Source organism: Herbaspirillum sp. NPDC101396, assembly GCF_044767365.1.
GTDB lineage: Bacteria > Pseudomonadota > Gammaproteobacteria > Burkholderiales > Burkholderiaceae_D > Herbaspirillum.
Map to the genome: position 1 here is coordinate 831,958 of NZ_JBIWNT010000002.1, position 10,813 is coordinate 842,770.

Annotated in this window: 9 protein-coding genes; 5 read left to right on the forward strand and 4 right to left on the reverse strand. The window is 60.5% G+C overall.

Going from position 1 to position 10,813, the window contains the following annotated elements; all coding sequences use genetic code 11:
- Nucleotides 1-238: 238 nt before the first annotated feature.
- Complete coding sequence (locus tag ACIROY_RS08860; protein ID WP_402274602.1) at nt 239-1,348, forward strand: porin; 1,110 nt, start codon at nt 239-241, stop codon at nt 1,346-1,348.
- Between the two features lie 169 nt (nt 1,349-1,517).
- Nucleotides 1,518-2,399 (forward strand): SMP-30/gluconolactonase/LRE family protein, encoded by an 882-nt coding sequence (locus tag ACIROY_RS08865; RefSeq protein WP_402341225.1) that lies wholly within the window; start codon nt 1,518-1,520, stop codon nt 2,397-2,399.
- Nucleotides 2,400-2,475: 76 nt separating this feature from the next.
- Here the strand turns inward: ACIROY_RS08865 and ACIROY_RS08870 are convergent, their stop codons facing one another.
- The gene (locus tag ACIROY_RS08870; protein WP_402341227.1) at nt 2,476-4,359 is read right to left on the reverse strand and encodes a tetratricopeptide repeat protein; all 1,884 of its coding nucleotides are present in this window, start codon (nt 4,357-4,359) and stop codon (nt 2,476-2,478) included.
- A 210-nt stretch (nt 4,360-4,569) separates the two neighbouring features.
- Between ACIROY_RS08870 and ACIROY_RS08875 the strand changes: the two genes are divergently transcribed.
- A complete protein-coding gene (locus ACIROY_RS08875) occupies nt 4,570-5,253 on the forward strand; it encodes a fumarylacetoacetate hydrolase family protein (protein WP_402274608.1) in 684 nt (227 codons plus the stop codon).
- Nucleotides 5,254-5,597: 344 nt separating this feature from the next.
- Nucleotides 5,598-7,148 carry a DEAD/DEAH box helicase gene (locus tag ACIROY_RS08880; protein WP_402341229.1) on the forward strand — a complete coding sequence of 517 codons (1,551 nt, stop codon included), beginning with the start codon at nt 5,598-5,600 and terminating at the stop codon, nt 7,146-7,148.
- Here ACIROY_RS08880 and gluQRS read toward each other — a convergent pair whose 3' ends face one another.
- Both gluQRS and ACIROY_RS08890 read right to left on the reverse strand, forming a co-directional pair.
- Nucleotides 7,149-8,042 carry a tRNA glutamyl-Q(34) synthetase GluQRS gene (gluQRS, locus tag ACIROY_RS08885; protein WP_402341231.1) on the reverse strand — a complete coding sequence of 298 codons (894 nt, stop codon included), beginning with the start codon at nt 8,040-8,042 and terminating at the stop codon, nt 7,149-7,151.
- Entirely contained in the window at nt 8,035-8,967 is a 933-nt protein-coding gene (locus ACIROY_RS08890; protein ID WP_402274614.1) for a LysR family transcriptional regulator, read from the reverse strand. The genes gluQRS and ACIROY_RS08890 overlap by 8 nt, the downstream gene beginning before the upstream one ends.
- A 210-nt stretch (nt 8,968-9,177) precedes the next feature.
- On the opposite strand from ACIROY_RS08890, the gene ACIROY_RS08895 reads away from it, so the two are divergent.
- Nucleotides 9,178-9,753 (forward strand): flavodoxin family protein, encoded by a 576-nt coding sequence (locus tag ACIROY_RS08895; RefSeq protein WP_116436894.1) that lies wholly within the window; start codon nt 9,178-9,180, stop codon nt 9,751-9,753.
- A gap of 80 nt (nt 9,754-9,833) precedes the next feature.
- Here ACIROY_RS08895 and ACIROY_RS08900 read toward each other — a convergent pair whose 3' ends face one another.
- Complete coding sequence (locus ACIROY_RS08900; protein ID WP_402341392.1) at nt 9,834-10,754, reverse strand: sulfurtransferase; 921 nt, start codon at nt 10,752-10,754, stop codon at nt 9,834-9,836.
- Between the last annotated feature and the right edge of the window lie 59 nt (nt 10,755-10,813).

Here is a 10,813-nt window from a genome sequence, read left to right on the forward strand (position 1 = left end):
CAAATAATTCATTAGAAATATATGTCACTAATCCTTAGTATCTAGCCCAGTTCAGACGGTTTCACGCTCTGGACTCCACGTTGAAATGAAGCTGACGAAATGCTGATCGAACGGTTGAAAAAACCGGTATCGAGGAGGACTTTTGCGCGCTGATTCAACGCGGGTTTCATACAAAAAAAGTGAGGGTGCAGCAATCGACTCCACCCTGTTGACTATAAAGATCTACGGAGACTTCACGATGACTCAGTCCATCTCAACCAAAACCCTTCTCAAGGCCCTGGGCACGGCCTCCCTGTTCGGCGCATGCCTGGCATCCGCGCAGGCGGAAGACAGCGTCACCATCTACGGACGCGTCGTCGCCGGCGTCGACGTGCAGAGCAACGTGCACCAGGCCAACGGCAACACCGGTACACAAGTGCGCGCAGCCAGCAACCAGTGGGGCACGAGCATGATCGGCTTCAAAGGTAAAGAAGATCTGGGTGGCGGCCTGAACAGTTTCTTCCTGCTGGAATCGGGTTTCGGCGCGACCAAGGGTGCTACCAACGGCACAGCACTGTTCAATCGTCGTTCGTATGTCGGCCTGAACGGCAGCGCCGGTTCGATCAAGATCGGCAAGAATTTGTTCATCGACAATGACGTCTGGTTCCTCGACCCGACCGGTCAGCAATGGATCGGCACCGCTAATCTGGTGCACGGCCGCAACTGGGGCGGTGCCAACAACATCATCGAATATCAGACGCCGACATGGGGTGGCTTCAACGCCACGTTCCAGACCAGCCTCGGCGAACAAGCCGGTTCGACCACCAAGGGCCGCAAGGACGGCGTCTCGCTGGTCTATCAGAATCAAGGCCTGGAACTGCGCGCGATCTATGATCTGGTGCGCGACGCCAACGGCAAGTACGGCAGCGTCACGACGAACGCGAGCGGCGCCACAGTGCCGGGCAACGTGTATGACTCCTCCAAGGAGCTGATCCTGGGTGGTACTTACACCATCGACAAACTGAAGCTGTACCTGGGTTATGAAAACCTGAAAGCGCCGGATGTTGCACCTGGCTCGACGGACAAGGTCAATCATTACTGGGTCGGCGCCAACTATCAGCTCTCGCCGGCTTTGACGCTGATCGGTTCGGTATTCCACGTCAACGCCAACAATAACGGCGGTTCCGCCAACCTGTACATGGCCGGCCTGAACTACAACCTGTCCAAGCGTACTTTGCTGTACATCGGCGCAGGCACGGTTCGCAACAGCGGCGCGGGTACCTTCTCGCTGGAAGCGGACGAAGCCGGTGCACCATTGGCGGGTCAAAGCCAAACTGGCGGCTACGTCGGCATTGCCCACTCGTTCTGATCGTATGAGGATCCGATCGTAACGAGCGGCAGAGCGCAGTAAAACGCAGCAGCGGAAGGAGGCAAGCCACGGCTTGCCTCTTTTCGTTTAAAGTTTCGAATTCCCGCTTCATCATTCTTCATCACCCGGAAATCAGTGGCAGGATTTCCCATCACGGAGCAGACATCTCATGCAAGCAAGCCTGATCGTAGACGGCAAAAATGAGCTCGGCGAATGTGCGATCTGGTGCGACAGGACGCAATCGATATTCTGGACCGACATCCAGGGGGCGACACTCTGGAACCACCATCCGGCGGAAGGCACCACGCGCAGCTGGCCCATGCCCGAGCGTTTGTCGGTGTTCGCGCTGACTGCGCAGACCGATCGCCTGCTGATTGGTTTGGCTTCGCGGCTGGCATTCTTCAACCTGGACAGCGGCGAGATCACCAACATCCTGGCGGTGGAAGAAGACCTGCCGACGACGCGCCTGAACGACGGCCGCTGCGATCGTCAGGGACGTTTCGTATTCGGCACGCTCAATGAAGACAAGGGACGCGCACCGATCGGCAGCTTCTACCGACTCAACGCCGATCTCAGTCTGGAGCGCTTGCCGTTGCCGGGCGTGGCGATTTCCAACAGCATCTGTTTCAGCCCTGACGGGACGCGCATGTACTTCTGCGACACCATGCAGGACAAGATCATGTCTTGCGACTACGACCCCGTCAGCGGCGCGATCGGCACGCAGAGAGTGTTCGTTGACCTGTCGGGTGAAAAAGGCAGCCCTGACGGTTCCGCCATCGACAGCCGCGGTTTTCTGTGGAATGCCCAGTGGGGCGGCGCACGCGTGGTGCGTTATGCACCGGACGGCCTGGTTGATCGCATTGTCGCGGTGCCGGTATCGCAGCCAAGCTGCCCGGCGTTCGGTGGCGCCAATCTCGATACGCTGTTCGTGACGACCGCGCATGAAGGCATGGATGACGCAGCACGGGCGCGCGAGCCGGCCGCCGGCGGCTTGTTCGCGGTGACGCTGGACGGCGTGCGAGGCTTGCAGGAAGTACGTTTCGGCGGATAGAGGGAAATGTTTTGCAAGTAAAAATGCCCGGCACACAATGGCCGGGCATTTTTTTGTCCCTGCAGAGGGATGGGATTTACCGTAGCGCCTGTTGAAGTTGCTGCTGCACTTCGGAGATGACGCCATTCCAGTCGCCGGCCTTGCTCTGGCGGAAAATCTGCATGCTCGGATACCACGGTGAATCGTTGCGGCCCAGCAGCCAGCGCCAGTCGGTGTTGTAGCGGTTGAGCAGCCACACCGGCTTGCCCAGCGAGCCTGCCAGATGCGCGACGGCGGTATCGACTGAAATCACCAGATCCAGATTATCGATCAGCGCTGCGGTATCCGAGAAATCGCGAAGATCGCGCGTGTAGTCGACAAGGCGCTGGCCCCCGATGTTGAGACCTGAGGACAGCCCCCCGAGGCTGAGACCCGATGATTGCCCTCCGAGGCTGAGGTTGAGGCTTAGCGAAGAAATGCCGCCTAACGGAGAAATGGTGCTGTTTTGCGGTTGCACGGCAAAGAATTCGACCTGGTCGTTTTGCAGCAGCGGCGACAGCACGGTGAAGGGGATCGAACGTGCGGCATCGAGTCGCTTGGTGGCCGGGCTGTTGACGCGAGGATTGCTGCCGGACCAGACGATGCCGATACGCGGTTTGCGCTTTTCTCCCAGGCGTACTTTCCAGCTTTCAGATTTTCCGGCATCCGGTTGCAAGTAATTCGCCGCAGGGATGTCATTGAGGGAAAACGTCTGGCAGGCGAGCGGCAGGCTCATCAGCGGGCACTGCAGGTCGAACGGCGGCAACTGCTCGCCGGTAGCCAGCACGGCGCTGACGCCTTTGATATTGGCCATCAGGGGTTTGAGCGCCGGTTGCACTTGCAGGATGATGCGGGCGCCGCGTTCGGCCAGCAGCGGAACGTAACGCGCGAATTGCAGCGTGTCGCCGAAACCTTGTTCGGAATGCAGCAGGATGGTCTTGCCCTGCAGGGATTCCTGGCCCAGCCACAGCGGCTGGCTGAAATAGCGCTGGGTCTTGCGCATCTGTTCGGTTTGCCAGCGCTGTTCGTACTGGCGCCAGCCGGCTTCCAGATTGCCCAGCTTCAGGTTGGCCAAGGCGGCGTTCCAGCGCGCCGACTGGAAGTTCGGATCGTTTTGCGGAACCTGGGCGTAGGCGGCGATGGCTTCGTCGTAACGTTGCAGTTCTTCCAGCGTCACGGCGCGGTTGTACAACGCTTCGGCGGAATCAGGCATCAACTGCAGTGCGTGATCGTAGTCGGCCAGCGCTTCTTCCAGCCGGTTCTGTCCGACCAGCAGGAAGGCGCGGTTGGCGATCGCTTCGGCGAAATCCGGTTCGATCTTCAACACCTTGTCATAAGTCGCCATGGCTTCGTCGAGACGATCGAATTCCTTGAGCGTGTTGGCCAGGTTGAACAGCGCTTCCGGATATTCAGGCGCCGCTTCGACGGCTTTTTCGTAGCAGGTCAGCGCTTCGCGCAGGCGACCCAGGTCATTGAGCGAATTGCCCTGCTTGAGCCAGGCCTGTGCGTGGTCGGGTTTGACGGCCAGCACGCGTTTGTAGCAATCCAGGGCTTCCATGTGGCGTTTCATGGCGCGCAGCACGTTGCCGCGCCGGTAGAGTGCTTCGGTGAAGTCGGATTTCAGCGCCAGCACCAGGTCGTAACCGCGCAGCGCTTCCGTGTTGCGTTCCGTGTCTTCGAGGATGGTGGCGCGGTCGAACAGGGCGTCGATATGGGTGGGGTTGATCTTGAGTGCGGCGTCGATCAGGTCAAGCGCTTCCTTGTAGTTCTTGCGATGCAGTTCAAGCATGCCGAGCAGGTACAGGGCCTGGAAATGCCGGGGGAATGTGGAGAGCACCTTGGTATACAAGGCTTCGGCCTTGTCGAGTTCGCCGCTCTGGTGGAGCGCGACTGCTTGCTGGATTTGCACTGCGGCGGCTGCGGGATTTTGGTTAGGGCGCATAGATGAGGTCGATTACTGAATTGGGTTGCTGGTTCGCGTGGCAAGCCGTCAAACGAGGCGTCAAGTCTGACGATGCTACACAAAAAAGCCTCTGTCATGTCGGAATTTGCCGCAGTTCTCCAGCGCGGGAGGGCGTTTTCTTTTACACTCGCAGAGCCTCAAGGGCGCCCCCGCATCCCCGTTTCATCAGAATACTTACGGAGCTACAGCATGTCTTACGCCATTCCCGTTCCCGCCGTCACCAGTGTCCCCGTGGTCGGCGGTGATCCTTTCCCGGTGCGCCGCATTTACTGCGTCGGCCGCAATTATGCCGCCCATGCGCGTGAAATGGGCCACGATCCCAACCGTGAAGCGCCGTTTTTCTTCATGAAGCCGACCGATGCCATCGTGCCGACCGACAGCGCCGTGCCGTATCCGAGCAAGACCAATGACTACCAGCACGAGATCGAGCTGGTCGTCGCGCTGGGCAAGGGCGGCCGCGACGTGCCGGCCGACCAGGCGCTGGACTTGGTGTTCGGCTATGCCGTCGGCCTCGACATGACGCGCCGCGACCTGCAGGGCGAAGCCAAGAAACTGGCGCGCCCGTGGGACATGGGCAAGGGCTTCGACCAGTCGGCGCCGTGCGCGCCGCTGCTGCCGGTGTCCAAAATCGGCCATCCCGACCAAGGCGCCATCTGGCTCAAGGTCAACGGCGAAGTGCGCCAGCAGGGCGACTTGTCGGACCTGATCTGGAACGTCGCCGAGACCATTTCCTACCTGTCGGGACTGGTTGAGCTGTTCCCTGGCGACCTGATCTATACCGGCACGCCGGAAGGCGTCGGCGCGGTGGTCAAGGGCGACAAGTTGCACGGCCACGTCGACGGTCTGGTCGACCTGAACATCACGATCGCCTGATTTTCCCCTATGGGCGCCGCCCCGTTCGCCGGGGCGGCGCCGGCTGCGTATTGTCGTTTTGATATCGCGGAGATGATGCGACATCAAACTGTCATGAAGCCAAATTGCCGGGCGGCGTATAATAGCGGTTTGCCGGGCGATTTCCTGTCGGCAATTCTTGACGCGAGCCTCCTGTCTTTCCTGCGTGATCTTGCATGAGCGGCGTCGCGCGATATGTCAAACATCCGTTTTTACTGAAAGCTACAGAGCCTCTTCGCGAATGTATCCGCCGCAATCTTCTGTGCAGAATATTGTGTCGCATTGCATGATTCCACGCAGGGTTCGCCTGAGGACACTCTCCAAACATGCCTGAGCAATTGCCCGAAATCGCAACACCAGAAACGCCTGCCGTCCGCTTCGAGGACTTTGGCCTCTCCCCTGATATCCTGAAGGCGCTGACGGCGCAGGGCTATATCCATCCGACGCCGATCCAGGAGCAAGCGATTCCGATCGTGTTGCAGGGCCGCGACGTCATGGGCGCCGCGCAAACCGGCACTGGCAAGACCGCCGGCTTTTCATTGCCGATCATTCAGTTGCTGCTGGCCCACGCCAGCGCCAGCATGTCGCCGGCGCGCCATCCGGTGCGCGCGCTGATCCTGACACCGACCCGTGAACTGGCCGACCAGGTCGCCGACAACGTCAAAGCCTATTCCCGTTTCACACCACTGCGCTCCACCGTTGTCTTCGGTGGCGTCGACATGGCGCCGCAAACCGCAACCCTGCGCGCCGGCGTTGAAATCGTCATTGCCACGCCGGGCCGCCTGCTCGATCACGTCCAGCAAAAGACCGTGAACCTGTCGCAGACGCAGATCCTGGTCATGGACGAAGCTGATCGCATGCTCGACATGGGCTTCCTGCCGGACTTGCAGCGCATCATCAACCTGCTCCCGAAGCAACGCCAGAACCTGATGTTCTCGGCGACCTTCTCGCAAGAAATCAAGAAGCTGGCGTCCAGCTTCCTGAACAATCCGGTCACCATCGAAGTGGCGCGTAGCAATGCCACCGCCGAGCGCGTGACGCAGATCATTTACAAAGTCAACGAAGACGCCAAGGGCGACGCCGTTGCGCACATCATCCGCGAGCGCCAGCTCAAGCAGGTGATCGTGTTTTCGAACACCAAGATCGGCGCTTCCAAGCTGGCCCGCCAGCTTGAGAACGAGGGCGTCAAGGCCTCCGCGATTCACGGCGACAAAACCCAGGGCGAGCGCATGGCTGCGCTGGAAGCCTTCAAGCAAGGCCAGGTTGAAGTGCTGGTGGCGACGGATGTCGCCGCGCGCGGTCTCGACATCACCGACCTGCCGTGCGTGATCAATATCGACTTGCCGTACAACGCCGAAGACTACGTCCACCGTATCGGCCGCACCGGTCGTGCGGGTGCATCGGGCGATGCAATTTCCTTGTTCTCGGACAAGGATGAACGCCTGCTGGTCGATATTGAGAAATTGATCAAGATCAAGTTCGTGCGTTCCGAACTGACCGGCTTCGTGCCGCGGCAGCGCAGTGAACGCGGCGATCGCGGTGGTGAGCGTGGCGAGCGCTCTGAGCGCAGCGGCCGCGGCGAGCGTACTGAACGCGGCGATCGTGGTGAGCGGAGCAGCAGTGCAGCGGGTACAGGCAGCGGCAGCAGCGTCGAACGTGATGGCGAACGTTCCACCGTGCGCCGTGATACGCAATCCTACGGCCGCAGCGGCGGTGGCGGCGCGCGTCGCGAAAAGGTCGATCCGTGGTTCCTGAAGCCCTACGAACCGACTGCCGCACCGGCGCCGGTTGACGCTTCTGTCAATGCAGCCAAACCTGCAAGCAAGCCGTCGAAACACAAGGTGGCGGCACTATTGGGCGGCATGCCCAAGCGCTGATCAGAATTTCAGATCAGCCAGGCGACGCTGCCATGCCGGCAGCGCCTGCTCCCAGAATGCGGCGACTTCGGTCGCCGTTGTCACGTCCAGCCCCAGGAATGTGGCGGTCCGCTGCAGTTCCTCCAGCGGACGAGTCAGATCCAGCGCCTGGGCACCGTTCTGCTTCGACAATTTCTCCCCGTCGCTGTGCAGCACCAGCGGCACATGCAGATATGCCGGCGTCGGATAACCGAGCAGACGCTGCAGGTAAATCTGGCGCGCGGTTGAGTCGAGCAGATCGGCGCCGCGCACGATGTGCGTCACGCCCTGTTCAGCGTCATCCACCACCACCGCCAGCTGATACGCCCAGAAACCGTCGGCGCGTTTCAGTACGAAATCTCCCGCTTCCGTCGCCAGGTGCTGGCTCTGCCGGCCCAGCCAGCGATCCGTGAAGCTGATCTCTTCGCTTTCTTCATCCGTATCAGGCACGCGCAAACGCAGCGTGCGTGCCTGCTTGCCGGGCCCTAGCCCGTGGCGGCAGGTGCCGGGATAAATGGCGGCGCCGTCGGTCCCGGTGCCGAGGCTGGAATCGGCAATTTCCTTGCGTGTGCAGCCGCAGGGATAGACATGCCCGGCGAGTCGCGTGCAGGCGTCCAGATAGCGTTGCTTGCGTTCGCTTTGGACCAGCACCGGACCATCCCAGCGCATGCCCAGCGTATGCAGCGCGGTTTCAATTTCCTGTGCGGCGTCGGCGACGGTGCGCGTCTCGTCGATGTCTTCGATGCGCAGCAGCCAGCGTCCATCGTGGGCGCGTGCGTCGAGATAACTGGCCATGGCGGCGGCCAGCGAGCCGGCATGCAAAGGGCCGGAAGGGGAGGGGGCGAAGCGGCCGACGTAGTGTTCGATATTATTCATGATGGGGGGAGCCGCTCAGCAGCGCGCGCTGGACTTCGGGTTGCGACAGGTGCTGCAAGAACCATTTGAGCGATTTTCCCTGCTCGGCCTTGGGCCAGGCGATCAGGAAGTTTTCGTGCGGTTTGCTCATCTGGGTTTGCTTTTCGATCAGCGCACCGCTGGCCAGGTAAGGTGCGGCCCAGTAGCGCGGCAGATGGCCGCAACCGAGGCCGGCCAGCTGCGCCTGCAGTTTGGCCGAGACCGTCGGCACGGTCAGCGTTTCCTGTCCGGCCAGCAGACCCATGGTCAGGCCGGGATGGTTGCGGCTGCTGTCGCCGACGGCGACGGCGCGATGTTGGCGCACCAGCTCCGGCGTCAGCGGTTCCGGCGCATGGGCCAGCGGATGGCTCGGTGCTACCGCGAATACCCATTCGATGGTGCCCAGCTGGCGCGTCTGGAAGCGTCCGCTGGTGCGCACGATTTCAGGGCCGTCCAGCGTCGCGCCGATGACCAGGTCGGCGCGGCCGTCCAGCATGTCGTCCCAGGTGCCGGACAGCACGCCGGGCGTAAAGCGCAGACGCGTGCCGCCGGCTTCGCGGTCGAACGCGGCAACCAGCGGCAGCATGTTGGCAAACGGGATGATGCTGTTGAGGACAATGCGCAACTCGGTCTCGCGGCCGGTGGCGGTGCGTTTGACGCGTTGTTCGAGATCGTCGGCAGCGGCCAGCAGGTGGCGGCCTTCGGTCAGCAATTCACGCCCGGCCGGCGTCAGCTTGGCGCGATGGCCGCGCCGGTCGAACAGCAGTACGTCGAGGTCGTCTTCCAGTTTGCGCACGCTGTAGGTCAGTGCCGACGGCACGCGGTCGAGCGTCACCGCGGCGGCGGCAAAGCTGCCTTTGCGGTCGATCATGTCAAGGATCTGCAGGGATTCCAGCGTCAGGTTCATGCGCTTGTTTAAATTTTTTGAATGAGATATCTAAAATACGGTGCTTATTCTGCGGCACGTCATTGGATATAGTGTAAATCAGCACCAAAAAATTTGTATGAACTCAATGCAAGTACTGCACAAACGCTCTGCGGGGCGTTATGCTCGCCGATGCAGCAAGCGTTCGCTGGTTTTTCCATCGGTTTTTACTCACACAACAAGGAAATCAACATGAGCAAAGTCGCCATCGTTTACCACTCCGGCTACGGTCACACCAAGAAACAGGCTGAAGCCGTCCAGGCCGGCGCTGCAGCGGCCGCAGGCACCACCGTCGACCTGATCGCCATCAACGCCGAGGGCAACATCACCGACGCCGACTGGGCTACGCTGGATGCCGCCGACGCTATCATCTTCGGCTCGCCGACCTACATGGGTTCGGTGTCCTGGCAATTCAAGAAATTTGCCGACGCCACCTCCAAGCCATGGTTTACGCAAAAATGGAAAGACAAGATCGGCGCCGGCTTCACCAATTCGGCGACGATGAACGGCGACAAGTTGTCGACCCTGCACTACCTGTTCACGCTGGGCATGCAGCAGAGCATGATCTGGGTCGGTACCGGCCTGATGCCTTCCAATTCCAAGGCGGCCCAGCGCAATGACATCAACTTCGTCGGTTCTTTCTCCGGCCTGATGGCGCAAAGCCCATCGGACTCGTCGCCGGAAGAAGGTCCGCTGCCGGGCGATCTGGAAACCGCCAAACTGTTCGGCAAGCGCGTGGCGGAAACCACGGCGCAGTTCAAGAAGTAAGCAGTCCGTTTCAGGTTGCACCCGGCACACAAAAAAGCCCACCGTGAGGTGGGCTTTTTTGTGTGCCGGAGCCGGCTGAATCAGTCTGCGGAGGCAGTCGCTGCTTCTGCTGCGGTAGCGGCCTCCGGCGCGCAATGCGGACACGATTTACCCGGCACATAAGCCGGCGACAACTGCTCGCGCGGGGTCACCACGGCACGGCAGGCGAAACACTGCGCGGTCTGGGTTTCCTGCAATTGCGGATTGAGCGCGGTGCGGTAGTCAAAGACGAAGCAATCGCCCTCGTAATGCGCGCCGCCGACTTCTTCAAAGTATTTGAGGATGCCGCCTTCGAGCTGGTAGACGCTGTCGTAGCCGATGTTCTGCATGTGGATCGCAGCCTTTTCGCAGCGGATGCCGCCGGTGCAGAAGGTCACCACGGTCTTGTCGTTGAGCTCTTCCTTGTGGTCGGCGATGACTTGCGGAAACTCGGTAAACTTGCTGATGCGGTAATCGATGGTGTTCTCGAAGGTGCCGACGTCGACTTCAAAGGCGTTGCGCGTGTCGACCATGACCACCGGTTTGCCGTTGTCGTCGTGGCCCTGGTCCAGCCAGCGCTTGAGCGTCACGGCGTCGACGAAGGGCGCACGGCCTTCTTCCGGCTTGATCAGCGGATGCTTCATCGTGATGATCTCGGCCTTGAGCTTGACCAGCATGCGGTTGAACGGCTGGTGTTCGGAATAGCTTTCCTTGACCTGAATATCGGCAAAGCGCACATCGGCGCGCAGCCAGGTCAGGAAGGCGTCAATGTCGGGGCGCTTGCCGGCCAGGAACAGATTGATGCCTTCCGGGCTCAGGATGACGGTGCCGCGTAAGTGGTGTTTTTGACAAAATGCCAGGAACGCCGGGCGTTGCTCCACCGTGTCGCTGAAGGTGATGAACTTGTAGGCGGCGATGTTGACGTACGAATTCTCGCGTTCTTGCGTCTGCTGAGAATGTTGCGGTTGCCGGATTTCTTGCATTTCTTGCATGATGGTATTGCCTAAGTCTTTGAATTGATAGCATTATAAACGCCCCGGGC

Excerpts from the sequence above, each read along its gene's own strand:
- ACIROY_RS08870 (WP_402341227.1), bottom strand. The coding sequence starts at position 4,359 with ATGCGCCCTAACCAAAATCCCGCAGCCGCCGCAGTGCAAATCCAGCAA.
- ACIROY_RS08880 (WP_402341229.1), top strand. The coding sequence starts at position 5,598 with ATGCCTGAGCAATTGCCCGAAATCGCAACACCAGAAACGCCTGCCGTC.
- gluQRS (WP_402341231.1), bottom strand. The coding sequence starts at position 8,042 with ATGAATAATATCGAACACTACGTCGGCCGCTTCGCCCCCTCCCCTTCC.
- ACIROY_RS08875 (WP_402274608.1), top strand. The coding sequence starts at position 4,570 with ATGTCTTACGCCATTCCCGTTCCCGCCGTCACCAGTGTCCCCGTGGTC.
- ACIROY_RS08900 (WP_402341392.1), bottom strand. The coding sequence starts at position 10,754 with ATGCAAGAAATCCGGCAACCGCAACATTCTCAGCAGACGCAAGAACGC.
- ACIROY_RS08865 (WP_402341225.1), top strand. The coding sequence starts at position 1,518 with ATGCAAGCAAGCCTGATCGTAGACGGCAAAAATGAGCTCGGCGAATGT.
- ACIROY_RS08895 (WP_116436894.1), top strand. The coding sequence starts at position 9,178 with ATGAGCAAAGTCGCCATCGTTTACCACTCCGGCTACGGTCACACCAAG.
- ACIROY_RS08890 (WP_402274614.1), bottom strand. The coding sequence starts at position 8,967 with ATGAACCTGACGCTGGAATCCCTGCAGATCCTTGACATGATCGACCGC.
- ACIROY_RS08860 (WP_402274602.1), top strand. The coding sequence starts at position 239 with ATGACTCAGTCCATCTCAACCAAAACCCTTCTCAAGGCCCTGGGCACG.